The organism is Streptosporangium sp. H13245 (assembly GCF_055690525.1).
Genome location: NZ_JBSZKT010000012.1, coordinates 167,011 through 191,569 on the forward strand (window position 1 = coordinate 167,011; position 24,559 = coordinate 191,569).

General features: G+C 73.9%; 20 protein-coding genes. 5 read left to right on the top strand and 15 right to left on the bottom strand.

Annotation, left to right across the window (positions count from 1 at the left end; all coding sequences use genetic code 11):
• The first annotated feature begins 153 nt into the window (after positions 1-153).
• The gene (locus ACW9TB_RS20480) at positions 154-1,326 is read left to right on the top strand and encodes an AI-2E family transporter (RefSeq protein ID WP_472749623.1); all 1,173 of its coding nucleotides are present in this window, start codon (positions 154-156) and stop codon (positions 1,324-1,326) included.
• 58 nt (positions 1,327-1,384) lie between these two features.
• Here ACW9TB_RS20480 and metG read toward each other — a convergent pair whose 3' ends face one another.
• From metG to ACW9TB_RS20505, 5 genes are all read right to left on the bottom strand, one after another.
• Entirely contained in the window at positions 1,385-2,965 is a 1,581-nt protein-coding gene (metG, locus tag ACW9TB_RS20485) for a methionine--tRNA ligase (protein ID WP_472749624.1), read from the bottom strand.
• Positions 2,966-3,221: 256 nt separating this feature from the next.
• Complete coding sequence (locus ACW9TB_RS20490; RefSeq protein WP_472749625.1) at positions 3,222-4,070, bottom strand: SGNH/GDSL hydrolase family protein; 849 nt, start codon at positions 4,068-4,070, stop codon at positions 3,222-3,224.
• Between the two features lie 103 nt (positions 4,071-4,173).
• Complete coding sequence (locus ACW9TB_RS20495) at positions 4,174-5,172, bottom strand: RNA polymerase sigma-70 factor (protein WP_472749626.1); 999 nt, start codon at positions 5,170-5,172, stop codon at positions 4,174-4,176.
• A 285-nt stretch (positions 5,173-5,457) separates the two neighbouring features.
• Complete coding sequence (locus tag ACW9TB_RS20500; RefSeq protein ID WP_472749627.1) at positions 5,458-5,841, bottom strand: DoxX family protein; 384 nt, start codon at positions 5,839-5,841, stop codon at positions 5,458-5,460.
• A 214-nt stretch (positions 5,842-6,055) separates the two neighbouring features.
• Complete coding sequence (locus ACW9TB_RS20505; RefSeq protein ID WP_472749628.1) at positions 6,056-7,252, bottom strand: acyl-CoA dehydrogenase family protein; 1,197 nt, start codon at positions 7,250-7,252, stop codon at positions 6,056-6,058.
• Positions 7,253-7,389: 137 nt separating this feature from the next.
• Here ACW9TB_RS20505 and ACW9TB_RS20510 point away from each other — a divergent pair, with 137 nt between their 5' ends.
• Complete coding sequence (locus ACW9TB_RS20510) at positions 7,390-9,360, top strand: CoA transferase (RefSeq protein WP_472749629.1); 1,971 nt, start codon at positions 7,390-7,392, stop codon at positions 9,358-9,360.
• Positions 9,357-10,985: a class I adenylate-forming enzyme family protein gene (locus tag ACW9TB_RS20515; RefSeq protein ID WP_472749630.1), complete on the top strand. Its 1,629-nt coding sequence runs from the start codon at positions 9,357-9,359 to the stop codon at positions 10,983-10,985. The genes ACW9TB_RS20510 and ACW9TB_RS20515 overlap by 4 nt, the downstream gene beginning before the upstream one ends.
• A 45-nt stretch (positions 10,986-11,030) precedes the next feature.
• On the opposite strand, the gene ACW9TB_RS20520 is transcribed toward ACW9TB_RS20515, so the two are convergent.
• On the bottom strand, positions 11,031-11,630 hold the full coding sequence (locus tag ACW9TB_RS20520; RefSeq protein WP_472749631.1) for a sigma-70 family RNA polymerase sigma factor: 600 nt from the start codon (positions 11,628-11,630) through the stop codon (positions 11,031-11,033).
• A gap of 570 nt (positions 11,631-12,200) precedes the next feature.
• Here ACW9TB_RS20520 and ACW9TB_RS20525 point away from each other — a divergent pair.
• Both ACW9TB_RS20525 and ACW9TB_RS20530 read left to right on the top strand, forming a co-directional pair.
• Positions 12,201-13,391: an MFS transporter gene (locus ACW9TB_RS20525; protein WP_472749632.1), complete on the top strand. Its 1,191-nt coding sequence runs from the start codon at positions 12,201-12,203 to the stop codon at positions 13,389-13,391.
• Complete coding sequence (locus ACW9TB_RS20530) at positions 13,388-14,422, top strand: hypothetical protein (RefSeq protein ID WP_472749633.1); 1,035 nt, start codon at positions 13,388-13,390, stop codon at positions 14,420-14,422. The genes ACW9TB_RS20525 and ACW9TB_RS20530 overlap by 4 nt, the downstream gene beginning before the upstream one ends.
• Positions 14,423-14,555: 133 nt before the next feature.
• On the opposite strand, the gene ACW9TB_RS20535 is transcribed toward ACW9TB_RS20530, so the two are convergent.
• From ACW9TB_RS20535 to ACW9TB_RS20575, 9 genes are all read right to left on the bottom strand, one after another.
• Positions 14,556-15,356, bottom strand: coding sequence for a metal ABC transporter solute-binding protein, Zn/Mn family (locus tag ACW9TB_RS20535; protein WP_472749634.1), 801 nt, complete (start codon positions 15,354-15,356; stop codon positions 14,556-14,558).
• On the bottom strand, positions 15,353-16,168 hold the full coding sequence (locus ACW9TB_RS20540) for a metal ABC transporter permease (RefSeq protein WP_472749635.1): 816 nt from the start codon (positions 16,166-16,168) through the stop codon (positions 15,353-15,355). Before ACW9TB_RS20540 ends, ACW9TB_RS20535 begins: the two co-directional genes overlap by 4 nt.
• Positions 16,165-16,827 carry a metal ABC transporter ATP-binding protein gene (locus ACW9TB_RS20545; protein WP_472749636.1) on the bottom strand — a complete coding sequence of 221 codons (663 nt, stop codon included), beginning with the start codon at positions 16,825-16,827 and terminating at the stop codon, positions 16,165-16,167. The genes ACW9TB_RS20540 and ACW9TB_RS20545 overlap by 4 nt, the downstream gene beginning before the upstream one ends.
• 120 nt (positions 16,828-16,947) lie before the next feature.
• Positions 16,948-17,502, bottom strand: coding sequence for an MFS transporter (locus ACW9TB_RS20550; RefSeq protein ID WP_472749637.1), 555 nt, complete (start codon positions 17,500-17,502; stop codon positions 16,948-16,950).
• Between the two features lie 463 nt (positions 17,503-17,965).
• Positions 17,966-18,523, bottom strand: a complete 558-nt coding sequence (locus tag ACW9TB_RS20555) for a hypothetical protein (protein ID WP_472749638.1) — start codon at positions 18,521-18,523, stop codon at positions 17,966-17,968.
• Between the two features lie 152 nt (positions 18,524-18,675).
• Complete coding sequence (locus ACW9TB_RS20560) at positions 18,676-20,448, bottom strand: ABC transporter ATP-binding protein (protein WP_472749639.1); 1,773 nt, start codon at positions 20,446-20,448, stop codon at positions 18,676-18,678.
• Positions 20,445-22,226: an ABC transporter ATP-binding protein gene (locus ACW9TB_RS20565; RefSeq protein WP_472749640.1), complete on the bottom strand. Its 1,782-nt coding sequence runs from the start codon at positions 22,224-22,226 to the stop codon at positions 20,445-20,447. The genes ACW9TB_RS20560 and ACW9TB_RS20565 overlap by 4 nt, the downstream gene beginning before the upstream one ends.
• Before the next feature lie 488 nt (positions 22,227-22,714).
• Positions 22,715-23,497 (bottom strand): MerR family transcriptional regulator, encoded by a 783-nt coding sequence (locus ACW9TB_RS20570; protein ID WP_472749641.1) that lies wholly within the window; start codon positions 23,495-23,497, stop codon positions 22,715-22,717.
• Positions 23,498-23,675: 178 nt separating this feature from the next.
• The coding region (locus ACW9TB_RS20575) for a serine hydrolase domain-containing protein (protein ID WP_472749642.1) at positions 23,676-24,559 on the bottom strand (884 nt) is incomplete at its 5' end.

A 24,559-nucleotide genomic window follows, 5' to 3' on the forward strand; every position in this document is an offset into this window, starting at 1 on the left:
CTTGGGCGGGCTGTCCCCGTTCCCGGCGGCCCGGTCGGTCACCTGTGGCGCCGTCGGGGCCGCGAGCGTCGTTCCCATGCGCGCCTACGCCCGGTCCGTCCGGTGTGACGCCCGGTTGATGCGGGCCTGATTGGAGATGTCTAGGGTGTTCTCGTGCCTGCCACGCTGAACGCTACGAAGACCCGAACCGCGCTGCGCACGTCGGCGCGCATCTCCCTGGAGATGCTGCTCGTCGTGCTGATGGCCGCGGTAAGCCTGTGGATCCTGGGCCGGATGTGGTCCGTCATCTGGCCACTCGTGATCGCCCTGCTCCTCACCACCCTGACCTGGCCGGTGACCCGCTTCCTGCGCCGGCACGGATGGCATCCCACCCTGGCCGCCTCGGCCGTGACCGCGCTCTTCCTGCTGGTCGGCGCCGGCATCGTGGTGCTGATCGCCGTCCCGGTGGCGTCCCAGGCGGGCGAGCTGACCGCCGGTGTGGTCAAGGGGATCCAGCACCTGCGTGACTGGGCCTCCGGGCCGCCGCTGAACATCGGCGCCGACCAGGTCAGTACCGCGTTCGACAGCGCGGTCACCCGCATCCAGGACAGCGTCGGCAGCATCGTCACCGCCACCCTCAGCGGGGTGGGCACCGTGGTCAACGGCCTGATCACCACCGTCCTGGCGCTCTTCCTCATGTTCTTCTTCCTCAAGGACGGCCCGCGGTTCCTGCCCTGGCTGACCCGTCAGCTGCCCGGCCGTCTGGCCACGGACGTTCCGGCCGTGGCCAGGCGCGGCTGGGACACGCTCGGCTCGTTCGTCCTCTCCCAGGCGTTCGTGGGCCTGCTCGACGCCGTCTTCATCGGACTCGGCCTGTGGATCGTGGGCGTGCCGCTGGTTCTGCCGCTGGCCGTCCTGACCTTCGTCTCGGCGTTCATCCCCATCATCGGAGCCCTGTTCGCGGGCTTCGTCGCGGTCCTCATCGCGCTGGTGTCGAACGGCCCGACGGACGCGTTGATCGTGCTCGCCATCATCGTCGCCGTGCAGCAGCTTGAGGGAAACGTGTTCCAGCCCATGGTGCAGAGCCGTGGCCTGGGCCTGCACGCGGCGGTGATCCTGCTGGCGGTGACGCTGGGCGGCAGCCTGGCGGGCATCGTGGGCAGCCTGCTCGCCGTACCGGTCGCCGCCCTGATCGCCGTGGGATGGAACTATCTCCGCGAACAGCTCAGCGACCCGCCCCAGGAGCCGGAGACCGAGAAGCCGGACACCGGGAAACCCGACACCGGGAAATCGGAGACCGGGAAGCCGGACCCCGGTGCGACCGTCCCCGCGCCGAAGCCCGCCTGACGCGCGGGCCGGACGAGAACGGCCGCGGTGACGGCGGCGGTGACGGCGCGGGGGATGTTCACCGGGCGAGCCGTCCGCCGGTTTCCGGGGTGTCGTGTCGTGCCGGGGACACGGACGGCGGCTCCGGGGCGGTGATCCTGCGGAAGAGCGGGGTGGGCTCGGGAAGTTCGCCGTCCCGCGCCGTGCACTGCCGGGTGATACGGGCGGCGGTGCCGGGCAGGAAGGGCGTCAGTTGGTCGCCCAGTGTCCCGCACGCCTGGACGAGTACGGAGAGAACGGCGTCGAGCCGGGACGCGGCGGTGGGCTCGCCGTCGCGTTCGGCCCTGGCCAGTTCCCAGGGCCGGATGTGGTTGATGTAGCGGTTGGCCTCGTCGACGATGGCCCAGACCGCCGCAGTGGCCCGGCGGAAGTCGACATCGGTCAGGGCCGCGTCGACAAGACCGGGTGCCTCGCGGCAGGCCGTCCGCAGGCCTTCCGACCCGGGCGCGTCGCCGCCGGTCCCGGGGACGTGCCCGCCGCGGTAGCGGTGGATCATGGCGACGACCCGGTTGACGAGATTGCCCAGGCCGTTGGCGAGCTCGTCGTTGGTCCGGGTGACGAGCCGCTCGACGGTGAAGTCGGTGTCCCCGCCGCGGGGCACGTCGCGAAGCAGCCACCAGCGGACGGCGTCGGTGCCGTACCGCTCGGCCAGGACGGCCGGGTCGGCCGTGGTCCCGCCGGATTTACTGATCTTGCGGCCGTCGGCGGTCAGGTAGCCGTGCACCACGATGTCGGTGGGCGGCGGTTCTCCGGCCGACAGCAGCATCGCCGGCCAGTAGACGGCGTGAAAGCGCAGTACTCCCTTGCCGACCAGGTGGACGCGGCGCTCGGCACCGGTCCACCACCGGCGGTGGTTCTCACCGCCGGTGCCGTAGTCCAGAGCGGTGATGTAGTTGCCGAGCGCGTCCCACCACACGTAGATGACCTGGCCGGGATCCCCGGGGACGGGGATGCCCCAGCCTCGGGCGCGGGTGGTCGACCGGGAGATGGAGAAGTCCTCCAGGCCGCCCGCGATGAAGCCGAGCACCTCGTTGCGGCGTTCGACGGGTTCGACGCGCAGGCGCCCGCTGGAGATGAGCTCGTACAGGCGGCCGGAGTAGCGGGAAAGGCGGAAGAACCAGTTCTCCTCGGCGACCCGCTGGGGCTCGGTGCCGTGGTCGGGGCAGCGGCCGCCGGGGAGTTCGGCCGGTGTGAGGAACTGCTCGCACCCGACGCAGTAGAGACCTTCGTAGTGTTTGCGGTAGAGGTCGCCGGCGTCGGCGCAGGCCCGCCAGAACCGCTCCACCCCGACGCGGTGGCGGGGGTCGCGGCTGGTGCGGATGACGTCGTCGGCCGACAGCGCCAGCGGCTCGCGCAGCGCGACGAACGCCTCGGCGTTGCGGTCGACGAACTCCTGGACGGCGACACCGGCGGTCTCGGCGGCCAGCACGTTCTTCAGTGAGTTGTCGTCGGTTCCGGTCTGGAACCGGACCCGGTCGCCCCGCCGCCGGTGGAATCTGGCCAGCACGTCGGCGTGGACGAGCTCCATCGCGAATCCCAGGTGGGGGCGGGCGTTGACGTAGGGAATCGTCGTGGTGACGTAGGTGTGCGGTGCGGTCATCGGAACCTCCGGAAGAAGCGGGGCTCCGACCGGTGACACACGCCGAGGCCCCGTCACAGGGCCTCGGAAAGATCATCCGTGCAGCGTCAGCGGCCCCGTGAGCGGGACATCATCGCCTGACGAGCGGACGCGTTCATGCGATCAAGGTAGCATCCGCCGGTCAACCGGGGCCGGTGGTTTTCGTGCCGCCCGGCGCTCGAAGGCGCCTGCGTCGTACGGGCGGGTCGTGTCCTCTCTGACGGGTCGGGAAGGTTGGCTACAGGTCGGACATCGCGGGCAGACCGGCCTGGCTGGCCTGGTAGGTGACCTCGGCGAGGACCTGTTGCCCGGAGGTGTTGGGGTGGAAGTAGTCCCAGGTGCTGAGCTGCCCGAGCGTGAAGGGGTGGGCGAACACGGCGTCACCGTCGTACCTGCAGGTGGTGTACTCCGCGCAGACCCGGGCGAGCACGCCGTTGAAATCGGCGACCCGCTGCCTGACCCGGTCACGGCGTGCCTCGTCCCCGGAGGCGGTCGAGCGGGGGGCGGCCAGCATCGACTGGCAGATGTTGAAGGCGGCCCAGGCCGCGCGGGCCGAGGAGCTGTCCTTGCCGACGAACCACAGGCGCTTGAGGTCGGGGATGCTGGCGACGAAGATCGACGCCTGCGGGATCCCGGCCGCCAGTTCCCCCATCGCCGCCCGGAAGCGGGTCTCGAAGTCGGCGACCGAGGTCATCGACGACTCCGAGGAGGCGCACGCGTCGTTGGCGCCCATGAGGATCGTCACGTAGTCGACGCCCTGGGAGGCCGCGGTCCTCGCCTGCCCGGCGAGGTCGATGATCTTGGCGCCCGACCGGGCGTCGTTGTGGGCGACGAGATCGGGGTTCTGCGCCCTGATCCGGTTGCGGTGGCTGTCGACCGAGGTGCTCGATCCCGTCGACCACGACCGGGCGGTGCAGTCGGCGAACCAGCCGCAGGCGTTGAATCCGCGGGTGATCGAGTCGCCCAGCCCGGCCATGGAACCGGGCGGCGCGACGGTGTCCGAGACCGCCGGGGTGGCGGGGACCACGGCCCAGCCGAGGGTGGCGGCGAGGACGAGGGCGATGCGGAGGGCATGGCGTTTCGACAAGGTACCTACCTTCGCCAGGGGGTGCTGGATGCTGATCGTGCATCGCCCCGGGCCCGCCGTACATAGGGGAAACAGAAAACTTACGCCTGGGTCAAGTCAACAGTCAGGGAGTTCGCGGCCGGTGCCCGCTCCCGGGCGTGTTTCCCGCTTCGTCCCCGGGAGGGCGCGGGGGGTTCGAGGTGCGGCCCGGCCCGCGTGTCCCTCGTACCTCGCGGTCGATCGCCCAGGCGTCCGCCGTCGGGCCCACGTGCCCGAGCTTGTCGGGGTTGATCACCGAGCGGATCGTCTGGACCTGCCCGTCGAGGACATCGAGCGCCAGGATGTGGAGCACCCTGCCGTCCCGGTCGCGGAAGACCGCGCCCGGCTCGCCGTTGACCTCGCACGGCTCGAACGTCACGCCGATCCGGGCCATCCTGGAGAAGGCGGAGACGAGCAGCCGGGCCACGTTCCGGGCGCCGACGACGGCCCTGGCCAGCTGCGGGGCCTTGCCGCCGCCGTCACCGACCATCGACACATCGGCGGCGAGCAGGTCCCGCAGGCCGTCGACATCGCCCTCGCGGAGGGCGCAGAAGAACCGCGACGCCAGCTCCTCCCGCTCCGCGCGGGCCGCCTCGAAACGCGGCCGCCCGGCGGTCATGTGCCGCCGCGCCCGCACCGCCAGCTGACGGCACGCCGCCTCCGAGCGCCCCACCGCCGACGCGACCTCGTCGAACCCGAAGCCGAACACCTCCCGCAGCACGAACACCGCGCGCTCCAGCGGGCTGAGCCGCTCCAGCAGCAGCAGGGCCGCCATCGACACCGAGTCGGCCAGCTCCGCCGACCGCGCCGGATCCCCGTACGGGTCGGCGAGCAGCGGCTCGGGAAGCCACGGCCCCACGTACTCCTCCCGCCGCACCCGCGCCGAGCGCAGCACGTCGATCGAGATCCGCGTCACCACGGCCGACAGGAAGGCCTTGACCGACGTCGGGTGTGTCGGAGAGGCCTCGAAACGCAACCAGGTCTCCTGCACCGCGTCCTCGGCCTCACCCACACCACCCAGGATCCGGTAGGCGATCGAGAACAACAGCGGCCGCAGCTCCTCGAACTCCTCGACCCTGCTCATACCGAACCTTCCGCGACGTCCCGGCGGAGGGTGGGGCGGGGCCGGGTTCCCGCCCGGCCCCGGCGTCGGAGCAGCCGGGCCCCTCGGCCGGTGGCCGAGGTCGCCGTCGCCGCCGTCACCCGGTGCCTCCGCGCCACGAGCCGCGGCACCGGATGCCGCCCGCCGCGAACATCCACATGATCATCATCCTTTGCGATCGCAAATCAACCCTCTAGGTGAGACAGTCTGGCCGCCCTTGAGGTGTTCTTTAACCCCCGGTTCCGAACGGGAACCGTGTGCCGCCGGTCAGCCGGTGAAGGGCTCGACGCCGAAACGGCCCCAGGCGATGAACGCCGCGAGCACGAGATAGACCAGGTTCAGCATCACGAACGCGAACTCGCCGCGGCGGCCATGGGTGATCATCGCGCCGACCATCAGCAGGACCCAGCAGACGGCGGTCACCGGTACCAGAACCGGTACGACGCCGAGTGCGGCGGGCAGGATCAGGCCCGCCGCGGCCAGGAGTTCGAGGACGCCAAGGGTCTTGACGAACCCGGCACCGGCGTCCTCGGTCCATCCCCCACCGTGCACCGTGGCCAGTCTCTCCTTGGGCACGAATGTCTTGCTGATACCGCCGGCCAGGGCTACCGCGGCCAGCAGCCCGGCGGCGATCCACAGCGCGAGGTTCATCGTCTACTCCTTGATCGAGGATTGCCTGCACCTCGTAGACGAGACGGCGACCCCCGCTGTGACATCCCCGGATCACACTTCGGACGTCTCCCGGCCCGCCGCCGGTGCCGGGGTCCTCGACGGGACACGACCGGCATCCAATTGGATGCGGGCGAGGGACGGGCCCGCTCCGGCGGAGGCTGAGGCTGAGGGCGAGGGCGCGGGGGTGTGACGCTCACCCGAGGACCCGGCGGGCCACCGCGCTGACGTGCAGCTCGTCGGGGCCGTCGAGGAGGCGGGCCATCCGGCCGGTACGGAACAGCGCGGGCAGCGGGGTGCCCGGCCCCAGCCCGGCCGCGCCGTGGACCTGGATGGCCGCGTCGGTGACCTGCTGCAGCATCCGGGCGGCGGCCACCTTCGCCAGGCCGGTCTCGATCCTGGCGTCCAGCCCCGCCTCCACCAGGGCCACGGCCTCGAACACCAGCGGGCGGGTGGTCCTGATCGCGAGCAGCGCGTCGAAGACGAGCGCCTGGACAAGTTGCAGGTCGGCGAGCCGTCCCGAGGCCGTCGGCCGTGAGCGGGCCCGCTCGCGCATGAGGGCGAAGGCGCGCTCGGCCTGGCCGAGCCAGCGCAGGCAGCGCAGCAGGCGGCCGAGCCGCACCCGTCCGGCGAGCACGCGCAGTCCCCGTCCGGGCTCCCCGAGGAGATGGCCGGGCGGGACGGTGACCGCGTCCAGGGCGATCTCCCACTGGCCGCCCGCGCCGAGGACCGGCAGCTCACGGACCACCCGGAAGCCGGGCGCGCGGGTGGGGACGAGCAGCAGGGACAGGCCGGTCGTGGATGGCGGGGTGCCGGAGGTACGGGCGAGCACGGCGGCCAGGTCCGCGTCACCCGCACCGGTGACGAACCACTTGCGCCCGTGGACCGTCCAGGATCCGTCGGCCTCCTGGACGGCCCGGGTCGCGGTGAGGCCGGGTTCCGAGCCGGGCGCGTCCGGTTCGGTCATCGCGTTGCACATGGTCAGCTGCCCGCTCGCCAGCCGGGGCAGGTAGAGGTCCCGTACGGCCGGGTCGGCGTGTGCGGCCAGGGTCGTCACGTCCAGCAGCGCCGTGGAACCGAGCACGCCCGGACCGTGGTCGCTCGCGCCCTCCGCCTCGGCCACGTGCGCGTACTCCGTCAGCGACAGGCCCGCGCCGCCCAGCTCCACCGGCAGCGGCAGCCCCCAGAGCCCCTCGGCGCGCGCCCGGCACCTGAGCCGGGCGAGGAGCTCACGCGCGGGCGCGCCTCCCGCGTCCAGTTCCGCCTCGTACGGCATGACCTGCTCGCGGACGAATCCGGCCACCCGCTCGCGCAACGCGAGCACCCCCGGCGGGCAGGCGGGCGCCCCCCAGGTATCCCGGCCGGGTGGTTCGGTGACGGCCTGCTGTGACATTCCAACTCCATACATGTCGGGAACTGATTGAAAAATTCATCCGACTTCCTGCTGTGGAACAGGTCGCGTAGACGCGCGCCGAAGTTCCCGTTCGCGGCAGGCACGACTCGCGGCCACTGCCGCGGGAGAGGAGAGCCATGGCACACCCCGTCACCGTCACGGCGGCGCACCCGCTCGACGGCCTCGCCCTGCGGGCGGTGGGGCCACCCGCCCTCACCGCCGTCGCCACCCGGCATCTGACCCTGCTGGGCGCCGACGACCTCGGATCGACCGCGTCGGACGGCCCCGGGATCGTGTCACTCGGCGGTACGGGCGGGCGCCCGCTCACCGCCGAGATCGTCTGGGCGGCCCTCGCCCCGGAGGAGGAGGTGAGCGACGAGACCACCGCGCAGGCCGCGACCGGGGTCGCCCACGTGCACGGCCGCCGCGACGGCGAGCCGCGCGGCCTGGCCGCCGACTACCTGACGACCGCCTGCTCGGTACTGGCCGTCCAGGGGCTCCTGGCCGCCCTCGTCGGCCGTGCCCGAGGCTGCGCGGTCGAGACCGTGCGGACCGGTATGGACCTGGCCGGGCTGCTCGCCGTCGGCCAGTATCTGGCCGCCGCCACCGCAGGGGACGAGGAGGCGGTGCCGTTCTCGCCCGGCGGGCCGCCCTTCACCACGGCCGACGACGTGTGCTTCGAGGTCGAGACCCTCGACCCGGCCGCGTGGGTGGCCTTCTGGCGGGCACTGGGGGTGGCCGAGCGCCTCGCCGGATCGGCGTGGAAGTCCTTCCAGTTCCGCTACGCCACGGCCTGCTGCCCGCTCCCCGGTGAACTGCACGCGCGGGCCCGCGCGACGGACTGGGCGGGCGTGCGGCGGGCCGCGAAGGAGTCGGGAGCCTCGGTGTGCGCGCTGCGCTCCCTCACCGACCGGCTGGCCGAGTCCCGCCCGGAGGCGCCCTGGCGACTGTCGCCGCTTCTCCCGGCCTCCCGGCCCCCCTCGCGGCGCGCGGCGGCCGAGACCGCCCGCCCGCTGGCCGGGCTCACGGTCCTGGAGGCCGGGCGGCGGATCCAGGCGCCGCTCACCGCCCACCTGCTGGGCCTGCTCGGCGCGGACGTGGTACGGATCGAGCCGCCCGGCGGGGACCCGCTGCGCGGCATGCCGCCCATGTGCGGTGACCTGTCGGCCCGGTGGCTCGCGCTCAACCGGGGCAAACGCGCGGTGGAGATCGACATCAAGTCCGCCTCGGGCCGCGCCGGGCTACGCGACCTGGTCGCGGACGCGGACGTCTTCGTGCACAACTGGGCCCCGGGCACGGCCGAGCGCCTCGGCCTGGACGACGGCGACCTGTCGGCGGTCAACCCCGGGCTGGTCTACGCCTACACCAGCGGCTGGGCCGGGCGGCTGGCCGACGTGCCGCTGGGCACCGACTTCATGGTCCAGGCCCGCACCGGCGTGGGCGAGGCCGTACGGCCCGCCGGTGAACCGGCCGCGCCGTCGCTGATGACCCTGCTGGACGTTCTCGGCGGCCTGCTCGGCGCCGAGGCGGTGCTCGCCGGGCTCCTGCTGCGCGAGCGCGACGGGCGTGGCGTACGGGTGGACTCCTCGCTGCTCGGCGCGGCCGAGGTGCTCACCGGGCCCGCGCTGCGCCGGGCCGCCGACGGCGGGAACTACCGCGCTCCGGAGGGTTTCCGCCGCCCTCTGCGGACGGCGGACGGCTGGGTGAGCGTCGCCGACGACCCCGCCGGAAATATGGGCACGGCCTCGCTTCATGCGACCTCTTATAACGCGGCTTCTCCCACCGAGGCTTCTCCCACCGAGGCCGCTTCCACCGAGGCCTCTCCCAACGTGGCCCCTCTCACCGAGGCTTCTCCCAACGCGGCCTTTTCCACCGATGTCGCTGATGTCGCAGAGGTCGCCAACGTCGTCGACATCGCGGAAAGCAGCGCGGAAAGCAGCGCGATGACCTCGGCCGAGGTCATCGCCTCGCTCCGGCGCCGGGGACTGCGGGCCACCATCGTGACGACCGCCCTGGACGCCCTGCCCGACGACCCGCGTTTCGCCTCCGCCCTCACCCGTGACGAGCACGGGGCCCTGGCCGTACCCGCTCCCTGGAGGTTCGCGTGACCCTGCACCTGGACGACCTGGTACCCGCAACCCTGAGACGCCGGTGGGCCGCCGACGGCACCTGCCCGGACCTCGACCTGTACGCCCTGTTCCGCACCCGCCGCCTGGCGGCCCCGGACCGGGTCGCGGTGATCGACACGGCGGGCGAGCTCACCTACGCCGGACTGGACCGCCTGGTCAGGGCCGCCGCGGCCGGACTGCGCGGGCTCGGCGTCTGCGAGGGCGACGTCGTCGGCGTCCAGCTGCCCAACGGCCGGGACGCGGTCGTGGCGGACCTGGCGGTGGCGGCGCTCGGCGCGGTGGCGCTGCCGTTCCCCGCGGGCCGGGGGGTGGCCGAGGCGGCCTCCCTGCTGGGCCGCTCCGGCGCGCGGGCCGTCGTCGCCGCCGTCGACCACCGGGGCGCCGCCCACGCCCGCGAGCTGGTGGCCGCCGCCGACGACCTACCGGGCCTGCGGGCGGTGATCGCCGCCGGGCCGCAGGAGCCCCCGCCGGGCAGCGTCGCCTGGAGCGAGGTGCTGTCGGCCGATGGCGGCGCCTTCGTCCCGGCCAGGCCGGACCCGGACGGCGCGGCCCGCATCCTGGTCTCCTCGGGATCGGAGTCGGAACCCAAGATGGTCGCCTACTCCCACAACGCGCTCGCCGGAGGCCGGGGCAACTTCATGGCCACCCTCATTCCCGGCGGGAGCACGCCGCGCTGCCTGTTCCTGGTACCGCTCGCCTCGGCCTTCGGCAGCAACGGCACCGCCGTCACCCTGGCCAGGCACGGCGGCTGCCTGGTGCTCCTCGACCACTTCTCTCCCCGGGCCGCGCTGGCGGCGATCCGCGACCACCGGCCCACCCACGTGCTGGCCGTACCGACCATGATCCGCATGATGCTCGACCAGCCGGACATCGGGCCGACGCCGCCCATGACGGCGCTGGTGCTGGGCGGCGCCGAGCTGGACGCGGCCACGGCGGCCGAGGCGGGCGAGGCGTTCGGCTGCCCGGTGATCAACCTGTACGGCTCCGCCGACGGGGTGAACTGCCACAGCGGGTTCCGTCCGGCCACGACGGGCGACGGCGGCCCCGGCGTGGTGGTGGGGCTGCCCGACCCGCTGGTGGCCGAGATCCGCATCGCCGAGCCCCCGGACGGGGAGGGGGTCGGCGAGATCATCGCGCGTGGTCCGATGACCCCGATGTGCTACGTCGGCGCGCCGGAGCTGAACCGGCGCTACCGCACGGCGGACGGCTGGGTCCGTACCGGCGACCTGGGGGTGATCGACGCCGACGGGCGGCTGCGCCTGATGGGCAGGCTCAAGCAGGTCGTCATCCGAGGCGGCGCCAACATCAGCCCGGCCGAGGTGGAACACGCGCTGGCGGACCATCCCGAGGTACGCGAGGTGGTGTGCCTGGGCGTACCCGACCAGGTGATGGGGGAGCGGCTGGCCGCCTGCGTGGTGCCGCGCCCCGGGTGTGCCCCCGACCTCCCGGGCCTGTCCTCCCACCTGCTCCGGCGCGGACTTGAGCGGGGCAAGCACCCCGAACACCTGCTGCTGGTACGCGAGATGCCGCTGACCCCGGCGGGCAAGCCCGACCGGGACGCGCTGCGCGATCTCCTGCCCGGCGGGCACCGCGAGTCCGCGTGACCCCTCCCGGGCCGAAGGCGCCTTCGGCCCGGGAGGGACCCTCGCTCAGGCGGCCCGGTCGGCGGCCTCCAGCGACTCGATGAGCTGGGTACGGGCCCGCGCCACCCGGGAGCGCACCGTACCGATGGGGCAGCCGATCAGCGAGGCGGCCTCGGCGTAGGGCAGGCCGACGACCTGGGTGAGCACGAAGGCCTCACGCCGCTCGTGCGGCACCTTGGCCAGCAGGTCCGCCAGGACCACCCCGTCCTCGCGTCCCGGTAGCCCTCGGGGCTGACATCGTTCGGCGGCGGCCTGCCAGTCGGCGAGATCGGCGATCCTGGGGCGGCAGGACGCCGACCGGAACCGGTCGACGACGACCCGCCGGGCGATGGACAGCAACCAGGTCCTGGCCGACGAGCGACCGGCGAAGCGGGGCAGGCTGCGCAGGACGCGCACGAACGTCTCCTGGGTCAGATCCTCGGCCGACGGGGCCCCGGCCAGATAGGCGACGAACCTGCGTACGTCGGCGTAGACCGCGCGGGTGAAGGCCTCGACGTCCGCGGGCGCTCCTCCGCGCGCGGCCAGTGCGAGCACCGTCAGCTGCTCGTCGGAGCACGCGCTGGTGTCGTGGTCGGGGGCGCGGTGGTCGCGCGTGACAGAACTCATGATGATCGTTCCTTGGGTCGCGGTGCAGAACGGATACACGGTCCGGGGATGGGTGGCCCCTGACGGGCTGGTGGAGGAGACAGGGGCACGGGGCGGGAGGTCACGGGCATCGGTGAAGGCGGGCCGCGAGGCCACCCGACAACCGCCCGCACGGGCCGCGTCATCGCGCCCGCCGTCGTTCGCCGGTCATGTGCGTCGCCCGCCGGGGCCGTCTTCGCGGGCCGCACCATTACGCCTGCTGTCATTCGCCGGTCATGCGCGCCGCCTGCGGGCCGCACTACTACGTCCGCTGTCGTTCGCCGGTCATGTGCGTCGCCCGCCGGGGCCGTCTTCGCGGGCCGCACCATTACGCCTGCTGTCATTCGCCGGTCATGCGCGCCGCCTGCGGGCCGCACTACTACGTCCGCTGTCGTTCGCCGGTCATGTACGTCGCCCGCGGGGACCGCTTTCGCGGGCCGCGTCACTACGCCCGCCGTCACGGAGACCCCGGTACGGGAACCCCGGCGGGTCCGCGAGCGACTGTCTGGACCGCGGTTGTCACGAGGACTCCGCGAGGGGAAGGAGGCCGCGATGCGGCTGGAACGACCGGCAGGCCCCGGGCGCGGCGCGGCCGGGGAACGGCAGGTGACCGTCCTGCTCACCTCGGCCATGGGGGTGTCGATGCTCCAGCTCTTCCTGATCGGCGCGCTCGGCCCGCGCCTGGTCGGGGAGGCGGGCATCTCCCGTACGGCGATCGGCCTGACCACGACCGCCGGGTTCGGGGTCGCCGCGCTGCTCTCGCTCACCGCCGGTCGCTGGGTGGACCGGCTGGGCGCCCGCCGCTGCCTGGTCGCCCTGCTGTTGCTGGCCGCGGCGGCGCTGGCCCTGATCGGTGCCGCCTCCGGCACGTTCGTCCTGCTGGCGGCGGTGGCCCTGGGCGGGCTGCCGCAGGCGCTGGCCAATCCCGCCACCAACAAGATCATCATGGCGGCGGTCGAACCGGCCCGGCGCGGCGCGGTCACCGGCTGGAAGCAGTCCGGGGTACAGCTCGGCGCCCTCGCGGCGGGACTGCCGCTGGCGGTGCTCGCCGCCTGGACGGGATGGCGCGGCTCGGTGTGGACGGCCGCCGCGATCGCCGTCCTCATCGCCTGCTGGGCCCTTCGCGCGCTGCCGCCCGACCCCGGCCCCGCGCAGGCGCCGCCACCCCGGGACGTGCCGCGCGCCCGCGTCGGCAGGCTGGCGCTGTTCTCCTTCCTGCTGGGGTGCGGGATCGCCTCGGTGAACACCTACCTCGCGCTCTTCGGGGCCGAGCGGCTGGGGCTGGGACCGGTCGTGGCGGCGTGGCTGGTCGCCGCGCTGGGCGTCACCGGCGTGGCGGGCCGGGTCGGCTGGTCGCGGCGGGCAGGCCGTCTGGACCGGCCCGAAGCGCTGCTCGCCCCTCTCGCGGCGGGGGCGTGCGGGGCCGCGCTGCTGCTCGCGGCGGCCTCGTCGGCCCCCTTCCTGGTCTGGGCGGGCGCGGCGGCCGTCGGCGCCTTCGCCGTCGCGGGCAACGCGGTCACGATGGTCGCGGTGATCAGGCGCGCCGACCCGCGCGGCGCCGGTCGCGACTCCGCGCTCGTCTCGGCGGGCTTCTTCGCCGGGTTCGCCGCCGGGCCGCCCCTGTTCGCCGTCCTCGTCGAGGCCGCGGGGTACGGGCCGGGCTGGGTGCTGGTGGCCGCCGGGTTCGCCGCCGCCTCGGCCGTCGCGGCACCGTCGCGGTTCCGGGCCGGGGCGGCGCGGTGAGGTGGGCGGAGGAAGCGCTGGCGGACCTTCTCGCCCGGGCGGGGACCACCGAGGCCGACGTGGCCGGGCGGTGGCCGCTGCACGCCGATCCCGGCTCCGGCCGCTGGACGACCACCGCCCGCGGGTCATGGACCGGTGGTTTCTGGGCGGGCCTGCTCTGGCTGCGGGCGATCGTGAGCGGCGATCCCGCCGACCGGGCCGCCGCGACCGGCCGTACCGCGCGGCTCGGCCCCTGGGTCGAGGCCGACACCGCGACCCGGGGCCTGATCCTCTGGTACGGCACCGCGTTCGGCGTGGCGGGCGGGGACGCCTCGGCGACGGCGCTGCGCGACCGCGCGGCGCGGGCCTGCCTGGACGCCTACGACCCCGGGCTCGGCCTGGTGCCCTGGGGTGGCGCGTTCGGCGGCCCCCGCGAGGTGGCCCGGGTCGACGGGCTGCCCGGCCTCGCGCCCCTGCTGCGCCTGATGGGGCCCGGCGGGATCACCGCCGCCCGCGACCAGCTCGAACTGCAGCTCGGGCTCACGCTCGGGGAGCGGGAGCCGCGCCCGGCCTGGCGGGCGCGGCCGGACGGCACCTGGACCCACCACCCCGATCCGGCGCCCGGCTGGAGCCGTACGGTGGCGTGGCTGTCGCTGGCGGTCGCCGACGCCGGTGACGAGGCGGCGCGGCGAAAACTGCTGGGCCATCCCCGGGTGGCCGACAGGTTCGCGGCGACCTCGCCCGCCGTCCCACCGGCCCGGACCGGCGGTCCCCCCGACACCTCGGCCGCCGCGATCGAGGCCGTGGCCGCTCTCAAGCTGGCCGCGCGGGTCCTCGCCACCCGCCCGCGGACGGCGGCCCGGCTGCGGGAGCGGGCCGTCGCCGTGCTGGGCGAACTGGTCACCGCGCACCTGCGCGACGGCCGCCTCCTGGACGGGTGCTATGACATCGAGCACGGCGTGGCCACCCGCCACGAGCTGGTGTGGGGCGACTTCTTCCTCGCCGTGGGCCTGGCGATCCTCACCGGGGCGATCAGCCCCTTCACCTGCTGAGCACCGCGACCGGCACGTTTTGGGAGCGGGCCGGTGACGGGTACGGGAACGTCCACGTGCCTCCTTTCTGGAACTTCCCGAAACTTTCGTGAAGCGGGGGCCGGTTCGCACGGAACCGCCCCCGCACGAGCGGTCAGCCCAGGGCCGCGGTCAGCGCGTCGGCGTTGGCCCGGTACACCGCGAGCAGATCCAGCTCCCGGCCGGGGAAGTTGTCGATGACCACGCGCTTCGCCCGCACGCCGGACAGGGCGTCGCCGCCGGGCATGGCGGAGTTGTCGAGCACCAGCTGGGGCTTCTTGGCGGCCAGCTCGGAGATCTGCCCGGCGGTGGGCGGCTGCGGGCCGAACACCCCGGCGGGCCGGGTGCCGGCCAAGTCGGCGGCCCAGGCGACGAACGCCTGCGAGACGATCACCGGCGCGGTGCCCCCGGTGGCGGCGGTGACCTTCTCCTTCAACGCGGTGTACTCGGTGTCGAAGGCCGTGGTCCACGCCTCGGCGGCCTTCGCGGTGCCGAACTCACCTCCCAGGCGCCGTACCTCGGCCCTGACCTTGTCGGGGGCGTTGTCCAGGGAGACCTCGATCAGTTTGGCCCCGGACCCGGCGGCCTCCTTGAGCTTTCCGGCGAAGCCCTCGAAGGCGGCGTACAGCACCACGTCGGCGTCGGCCACCGTGGCCAGGTCCGAGGGCTTGGGGTCGTAGTCGGCGGCGTGGTGCACGCCGGGCGGGACGATCACCGTGATGTCGGTCGCGCCCGCGGCCTTGGCGAACCCCGCCTCCCAGGTGGAGGCCGCGACCACCTTCAGGCCGCCCCCCGACGAGGAGCCGCCTCCCGAAGGGGCGGCCTCCGAGGCCTCCTGGACGCTTCCGCAGGCGGCCACGGCCAGCGCGGTGACGGCCGCCAGGGCGGCGAGACGGAATCGGCGCGAGATGATCATTTCGTGAGGATCCTTTCCGGGATCGAGTAGAGAAGGACGGTGCAGAGCCCGCCGACCAGCACCAGCACCGGGCCGGGCGGGAGGTCGAGGAGCAGGGCGAGCAGGAAGCCGCCCAGGTTGAAGGCGAGCCCGAAGGTGACCGACCAGCCGACCATCGCCGACAGCGACCGGCCGACCCGGCGCGCGGCCAGGGCGGGCAGCAGCGTGAGCGCGTCGACCAGCAGCGCCCCGGTCAGCCGGATGGCCGAGGCGATCGCCACCGCGATCACCACCAGCAGGACGAGCGTGAGCCGCTCCACGGCCACCCCCGAGCAGACGGCCAGCTCACGGTCGTGCAGCAGCAGGGCCAGGTCCTTCCTGCGCAGCCCGTACAGCACCGGGACGAGCGCGGCCAGGACGGCGAGCGCGGCCACGTCCCCGGGACGGGTCGCCAGGATCGACCCCCACAGCAGCTCGAACGCCCCGTTGGCGTTCACCCCGGAGATCGACAGCACCAGCAGTGCCGCCGCGATGGCCAGCGTCATCAGCAGGCCCATCGCCCCCGACAGCCCCGCGCTGCTGCGGGCCAGCGGTGTGAGCGCGCCGCCGGTCAGCGCGCACAGCACCAGCGCGCACAGCAGCGGATCCAGGCCGGTCAGCAGGCCGATCGCGATGCCCAGCAGCGCGACGTGCATCATCGCGAAACGGACCGGCATGATGTCCAGCCCCACGATGAACACCCCGACGATCGGCAGCGCCACCGAACCGAGCAGTAGCGCCAGCAGGGCGAGCCGGACCGAGGGGATCTCCAGCAGTGGCCAGATCGAGTTCACCGGACCTCCCGCAGCCGCCCGGCGGCCATCTCGGCCACCCGCCCGCACGCCTGGGCGACCACCCGGTCGTGGGTGACCACCACCACGCTCACCGCCAGCCCGGCCAGCACACCGGCGACCTGCTCCTGACCGGCGAAGTCCAGGGCCGCGGTCGGCTCGTCGGCCAGCACCAGCCCCGCCCCGGCCGCGACCTGTCCCAGCGCCCGTGCCAGGTAGGCGCGCTGCAACTGGCCACCGGACAGGGTGGACAGCGGGCGGTCCAGCAGGGTGCCCACTCCTAGGTCCTCGGCCGCGGCGAACGCCCGCCCGGCGTGCCCGCCGCTGGCCAGCAGCTCGCGGACCAGCAGCGGGAAGCGTCCGGCCGCCTGCCGCTGCGGGATCCAGGCGACCTCGGCGCGGCGTCGGGCCCAGTCGGCCGGGGTGCGCGCCCGCCGCCCGGAGACCTCGATCACGCCGGAGACCTCGCGGTGCAGCCCGAGCAGCGCGCGCAGCAGCGTGCTCTTGCCCGAGCCGTTGGTGCCGGTGATGGCCAGGTGCTCGCCGGGGGCGAGTGCCAGGTCGACGGCGTCCACCGCGAGGAGCCTGCCGTGTCGGCAGCTCACGGCGGACAGGCGCAGACCGGCGGCACCGGCGGGGGAGTCGGAAGAGGGGACGGGCATAGGCGTACTCCGGTTGGGGGGAGGGGCACGGTGGCGGCCGGGCGGACACAGGTCCGCCCGGGAGGGCATCGTGAGAAGACGGGACCGCCTGTGGAGGTCGGCCCGTGAGAGGGGAGCGGCTCAGCCGAGGATCGGCGGCGGGGCCCGCCCGCCGAGCGCGTACCGCAACAGCGCGGAGCGCGGGAGCGTCGGCGCGGGGAAACTCGCACGGCCCGGGCGGGCGGGTTCGGCCGTCTGGCCGCACCGGACCCTCAGCAGCCGCAGCAGCCGGACGGCGAGGCGGCGCAGCACCGCCCACAGCGCGGCCTCGCCGCGCGCCAGCCACAGCGCGGCCAGCGCCCCCGCCCAGCCGTGCGTCACCACCATGCCCAGCCCGGGAACCAGCCCCGAATGCGCGTGCCCACCGGCCTCGGCCAGCGGCGCGATGAGGTGAACCGTGGAGAAGAGCAGGTGCAGCGCCACCTGCGTGGCCGCCAGCAACGGCCAGATCGTCGCCATGCCGCGCTCACCGCCGGTCGCGGGCAGCGCCACCAGGAACGCCAGCGCCAGGGCGCACGCCGCCGCCGGCGCGGAGACGACGCCCCCGCCGGACAGGTGCGCGAGCACTCCGAGCGCCAGGCACACCACGGCGAAGGCCGCGGCGCGGGCGAGACGTAACGTCACGCTGACGGGCACGGCCGGCGGACCACTCCGCTCACCGCACGCCGCCGGGACGGTCCCGGCGAGCGGCCGTCGACCGGATGCCCGCACCACTCGCCACCGGCGCGGCGAGCGCGGGCCCGGTCGGGCCCGGCGGGCTCCCGGCGTTCCTTTACGGCGCGGCGTAACGCGGTGACGACGGTCCTGCGAACGGCGCCGGGCCGCCGGAGTTTCTCCACGGCGCGGCGTGGCGCGGTGACGACGGTCTTGCGAACGGCGTCGGGCCGCCGGGGTCTCTCCACGGCGCGGTACGGCGCGGTGGCAACGGTCGTACGGATGAATCGTGGCGGGGACGCCATCGTGGGCTCCAGGAGGGACCTTTCGCCGTGCCCTCGGCGCGGACCGGCGAGAACGGAAGGGACGCCTCCGCGGAAGAAGACGAGCGGAGGACGTCGTGGTCACGGGGGCACGCCGCCGCCGGACCCTTCCTCCAGGTCCCTCAGCCGGCGTGTCGCGGCACGGGCGGGCCGCGCCGCCGCAGCACCGGCAGGATCTCCCAGCCGCCGTACGGCCGCACCTCGGCGGCCGGGACGGCCCGCCACACCGGCGGGGCCACCTCGGCGGGGACGGTGAGCAACAGCCTGATCAGCGGTCTCGGCCCGCCGTACAGGCGGATCATCAGCCACAGCGCGCTCTCGCCGCGGTGCAGCCACCAGCCGGTGCCCAGCGCCGCCACCAGGTGGACGACCGTCATGCCCAGCCCGGAATGGCCGTGCTCGGCGGAGGACATCGCGTGCGACGCGGGCGCGGCGCGGGCGAACAGCTCGTGCAGCAGGATCTGCGCGCCGGTGGTCGCGCCGAGCACGACCTCCACCCCGCGTTCGCGCCCGTTCAGCGCGTACGCCACGCAGAAGGCGACCAGTGCGCCGACAACGGCCAGGTGCGGCGGGATCAGACCGCCCCCGGCCAGGGCGTGGCCGCCCGCGGAGACCGCGAGGCACATCGTCGCGAAGACGACGGCTCGCGGCACGCGCAGCGCCGACGCCGTGGGGGTCACGAAAGACATCCTGTCAGCCGGGCGGCCCGCCGAGAAGACCAGGACGATGGATCATGTCTCCGGCTGTCGCGACCGGGTGCGTGAATCTCACACCCGGACATACGCGCCGACGGCCCGCGCCGTTCACCCGAAAACCGGCAGCCCGCCCCTCTCTAACGTGACTCCCACGCCTCCCAGAGGCGGGCGTAACGGCCACCGGCGGCGACCAGCTGTTCGTGGGGCCCCTCCTCGACGATCCGCCCGTGCTCCAGGACGACGACACGGTCGGCGGAGACGGCCTGGGTCAGCCGGTGCGCCACGACCAGGGTGGTCCTGCCCCGGGTGGCCGCGGCGGCCGACTCCTCCAGCACGCGCGCGCCCATGCTGCCCGCCTCCGCGGTGGCCTCGTCCAGTACGGCGACGGCCGGGTCGGCCAGTACCAGCCGGGCCAGGGCGAGCTGCTGCGCCTGGGCGGGCGACACCTCGTGACCGCCCTCCCCGACCACGGTGTCGAGTCCCTCAGGCAACGCCAGCGCCCACGGCAGCGCCCCGACCACCTCCAGCGCCGAGGCGACCTGCTCGGCCGTCGCGCCGGGGCGGGCCAGGCGCAGGTCCTCGACGAGGGGCCCGGCGAAGACGTGGGTCTCCTGGGTGATGATCGCGACGTGCCCGCGCAGCCTCGCCGTGCTCAGCGAGGAGGGGGAGACCCCGCCGATCAGCACGCCGCCGCCGGTCGGGCGCAGCGACCCGGCCGCGACGGCGGCCAGGGTCGACTTGCCCGCGCCCGTCGAGCCGACCAGGGCCACCCGGGCCCCGGCGGGGACGCGCAGGGTGACGCCGTGCAGGACCTCGGTGGAGCCGTCGTAGCTGAAACGTACGTCGGCCAGGTCGAGGGAGGCGTCGGCCGGTTCCGGTCCTCCCCCGGTTTCCGGGGTGGAGATGTCCGGGTCGGACTCCAGATGGGCCACGCCGACCAGCCTGGCCAGGCTCGCCCCGGCCGCCTGCACCTCGTCGAAGACGAACAGCAACATGCCGATCGGGTTGAACAGCCGGTGGAACAGCACGGCCGCGGCGGCGGCCTCGCCGACGGTGACGGCGTCCGCGCGGACCAGCAGGAACCCGGCGACCAGGATGGTGGTCAGGCCGCAGAACTCGGCCCTGTTGACCCGGCCCACGAGACGGGTGAACAGGTCCAGCACCCCCACCGACACCTCTCTCGAATCGCGGGAGGCGGCCTCGATGGCACGCAGGTGGTCTTCCTCCAGGCGGTAGGCGTGGACCGTGCGCACCCCCTGCATGCTCTCCACCAGCCGCTGCGACGAGCGGGCGACCGCGGTGCGCTGCCTGGCGTAGTAGGGGGCGGCCCGGGGGAGGTACCAGCGCAGCGCCAGCGCGTACAGCGGCACCGAGACGGCACCGGCCAGGCCGAGCCGCCAGTCGAGGCCGACCATCGCGGCCAGGCTCAGCGTGCCGAGCAGGATCGAGGCGATCACGCCGGGGACGACGTCGGAGACGGCCTTGGTGACCTCGGCGGCGTCCGCGCTGACGCGTGACAGCAGGTCGCCCCGGCCCGCGCGCTCCAGCCTGGTGAGCGGGAGCGTGAGGGCCCTGGCGACCGTACGCTCGCGAAGGACGGCCAGGATCTGGCCGCCCAGCCTGGCCACCAGGTAGGACGTCAGCCCGGTGGCCGCGCCGCCGACGAGGGCCGACACCGCGATGGCCACGGCGACCGCGACGATCACCGCGGTGCCCGACTGCTCGCGCACGCGGTCGACGAGGACGCCCATCACGTACGCGGGGATGACCGCCGCCGTCGCGCCGAGCAGGCCCACGAGCAGTGTCACGGCCACCGCGCCCCGGCGTTCGCGCAGGTGGGCGCGGAGCCAGTGCCAGGTCTCACCGCCGGTCGCGACCGGCAGCGGATCCTGTTCCCGTGGCGCGCTCATCGCTGTACCGCCCGCCTGTAGTCGTCGTCGGTGGCGCCCAGGCCAGTGTGTGACCCCTCGGCGACCACCTTGCCGTCGTCCAGCACGACCACCCGGTCGGCGGCGGCGAGCAGCGCGGGGCTGCTGGTCACGACCACGGTGGTGAAGGCGCCGCCCTCGGGGTGGCGCAGGGAGCGCAGGCCCCGGGCGATGGCCTGCTCGGTGACCGCGTCCACGGCCGTGGTCGGGTCGTGCAGCACCAGGATCGGCGGGCGGGCCAGCAGTGCCCTGGCCAGGGCCACCCGCTGGCGCTGGCCGCCCGACAGGCTCGCCCCCCGCTCCACCACCTGGTGTTCCAGGCCGTCTGGGTGGGCGGCGACCACGTCGTCGGCCGCCGAGGCGGCCAGGACCGCCGCGAGCTCCTCCGGGGTCCCCGGCGGGCCGCCCGCGGCCAGGTTCGTGGCGAGGGTGCCCTCGAACAGGTCGGTGTGGTGGGGTTCGACGAGGATCCGGCCACCGATCCGTACGCTGCCGCTGTAGTCGGCGGGACTCACCCGCCCGGACAGCACCCGTACCAGCGCGTCGGCGTCGGCGGGGCGGTGGGCCATCACCCCGACGAACTCGCCAGGACCGGCCACCAGGTCCACTCCCGCGAGCGCGTCGTGGTTCAGCCCGGAGACCTCCAGCCCCTGAGGCCCCTCCTCCGGCGGGCTCACCGCGTCGCCGGGCAGCAGTACGGGCGCACCGGCCACGCGCGCCACCCGGTCGGCCGAGGCGCGCGCCTCGGCCACCCAGCCGGGTACCAGCGTCAGCGTCCCCACGGGTTCCATCAGGAACTGCGCCAGCCCGATCACCGTCAGGAACTCGCCCGCGGAGATCTGCCCGCGCAACGCGAACCACCCCGCGAGCACCGCGACCCCGCACGCCAGCAGCGCGCCGCCCGCGCCGGAGACGGCCGCGTAGATTCCCTGGGTACGGGCGGCCCGCAGCGAGGCCGCCAGCGAGAGCCGGCTGACCCGGACGTACCGCTGGGAGGCCGCCGCCTCGGCGCCGATGCCCCGCAGCGGACGCACCCCGCTGACCAGGTCGGTCGCGAGTGACGCGGCCTGACCGGCCAGCTCCTGCTGCGCGGCGACGTGCCGGGTGATGTACGGCGTGCCGACGTGCAGCGCCAGCAGGGTCAGGGGGGTGGCCACCAGGACGGCCACGCCGAGGGGGAGGTCGATGAGCAGCAGCGTCACGGCGCACATCGCCGCCGCGACCAGCGCCCCGACCGCGCGCGGCAGGTAGTCCAGGAGTTCGGCGGTGTTGTCGGCGTCACCGGAGGAGATCGTCAGCAGCTCGCCCGTACGCAGGCCGGTGTCCAGGCCGCGCGGGTCGATGATCTTCGCGGCGAGTTCCAGGCGCAGCAGGTGGGCCTCGTGGGCGATGGCGCGCATGAGGGTCCGCGCGCCGTAGCGGTAGGCCAGGCTCAGGGCGGTGAACAGCGCGGCCAGCGCGGCCAGCCACCACAGCAGCAACCCGGTGGCGCCCGTGCCGATCGCGCGGTCGACGATCACACCGATGAGGATCGGCACGCTCGCCTCGCACACCTGGTGCAGGCTGAGCAGCAGGGTTCCCGCGCCCAGGCGCGCGGCGTTGCGCCTCATGGTCCTGCGCAGAACACCCGCCCCGGTCATACGCGTCCCGATCGTGCCCGCGTCGGTCGTACGCGTCCCTGTCACGCTCGCGTCGGCCACGCGCGTCCCGGTCGTGCTCGCGTCGGGCGTGCCCTTCCCGGGCGTGTCCGCGCCGGTCATGCCCGTGCCTGTCCGGCCGGAGGCCACGTGGAACGGGCCCCTTCCGGGCTCGCGGTCACCGTCCCCACGGGTCGTCGTGCCGGAGAGGACGACAGCGCGTCCCGGACGGTGTGCGGGCCGACGGCCCGGATGTCCAGGGCGAGGCTCGGTGCGCACGCGACGACCGGCGGGCCCGGGCGGGCCCGGAGCCAACCTGTACGGCGTGCGGGGGACACGGGAGACACGGGGGGCTCTTTCATGGCGGCGCTGGGCGGGGGAACGGAGGGTTAGCCTGAAATAGGTTAGCCTGTCCTAACTGGCGAGAGACTAACCGGATCAGGGGAATTTCGACAAACCGGAAGCCGTACGGCGGGAACGTCGATCTCCGGCAGACCGCCACCGGGCTCGGGTGACGTCCGGGGGCCGAGGGGGCGCCTGGCCACGGGGTGATGATCAGCGCGTACCGGACCGGCGGGCCCACCGGGCCGACGGACCGGAGCACGGCGTGGTCAGTGGGAGTCCGGCCTGGGGATACGGACACCGGCGGCGCGGAGCCTGGTCTCGATGAGTGCGACCCCCTGGGCCGTGGCCGATCCCCGCTCCTCGCCGTGGAGGGCGATCAGCTCGTACCGGGTCGCGGCCTCGGTGCGGGCCTGCAGACCGGTCACGATCTTCAGCAGTGCGGGGTTGGCGAGGAAATGGTCGGCCATGGCGGTGGCGAGCTCGGCGATGCGCGGGTCGTCCGGTTCCCAGGCCGAGGCCTCGGCGCCGCGCTTGAGCAGGGCGATGAACCGGGTGTCTTCGAGGGCGTGCTCGATATGGGTGAGGTAGTCGTCGAAGCCCTCCGGCACCAGGGCCTTGGCCAGCACCCAGCCCTCCCTGGTGGCCGCCACCTCCTCCACGGGGAATCCGAGGCCGGACATCCGCTCCAGCAGCGCCACGGCGCGGTCGCCCAGCAGGGCCCGGTCACCGTCGGCGAGCCGGTGCAGCGTGTCACGCCGCGCGATCAACTCCTTGATCCGTTCGGTGAGCTGCCGCTCGACGTCGGCGAGCGCGGCGGCGAACAGCGTGGCGTCGGCGTCGATCAGGGGTCCTATCTCGGCCAGCGGCACCCCGGCGGCGGCCAGCGTCCGGACCCGCACCAGCCGCGACAGATCGGCCGATCCGTACCGCCGGTAGCCGGAGCTGTCGCGTTCCGGCTCCTTCACCAGGCCGAGCTTGTGGTAGTGCCGCACCGTCTTCACCGTGACGCCGACGAACGCCGCCGCCTGCCCGATCGTGACTCCGTTCATCTGCGAAATCCTGTCCTGTGCTCAAGTTCGGCGACCAGGCAGACCATAGCCGGGTGTACGGACGGGCCAGGCCCAGCTCGACCTGGTCCCGGTTCGTGTTCTCCCCGATGCGCGGCCCTGACGCGCGACCGGAGGGGGCGCCCCTCAAGGCGTACGGGGCACGGCGGGTCACAGGTGTTCAGCCCGCCGGTTGAGCTGGATCGGCCTGCCCGCCGCCGAACACCTCGTTGAGGAGCCTTCGCTGGGCGGTCTGGAACGCCGCCGCGATGGACAGGTCGGCGTCGTCCACGCAGTTCAGCGCGGCGGTCAGGGTCGTGGTGCCGTCGGGTGTGCTGTACATCAGCGCCGCGTGGCCCGCCATGCCGCCGTTGTGGGAGATGACGGTGTCGCCGTCGTCCGTGGTCAGTACGAACACTCCCAGGCCGTAGTCCATGTTCGGGATGCCGGTGGGGTGCGGGGTGCGCATCTCGGTCAGGAGCGGGGCTGGCAGGAGCTTGCCGCTCAGTAGTGCGGAGATGAAGGTGTGCAGGTCTTTGGTGGTTGAGATCATGTCGCCGCCGCTGGAGATCCAGGTGGGGTTTTGGCGGGTGACGTCGATCGTCTTGTGCTCTCCGGCGTTTTCGTACTGGTAGTAGGCGTGGGCGTGCGGGGTGGGGATCTCCGGGCTGTCGGGCACGGTGGTGTCCGACAGTGCGAGTGGCTCCAGGATGAGCCGTCGCATCTCTTCGGCGACCGGGTGGCCGGTGACTTTTTCGATTAGTAGCCGGGCCAGTACGTAGTTGGTGTTGGAGTAGCTCCAGCCCGTCCCGGGTTCGAACCGCGCAGGCTTGGACAGTGCCAGTTCCACCAGTTCCCGAGGCGGGTAGGTGTGGAACCGGTTGTCCATCCACTCTTTGCCGGTGGTGCCGTAGGGGATGGGGATGCCCGGCACGATCGTCCCGTCGTCGTAGACCTCGCCGGTGAAGTTGAACACCCCGCTGGTGTGCCGTAGCAGCATCCGTACGGTGATGCGCTCGTCCAGCCCGAACTCGGGCAGGTGGTCGGCTACCGGGGCGTCCAGGC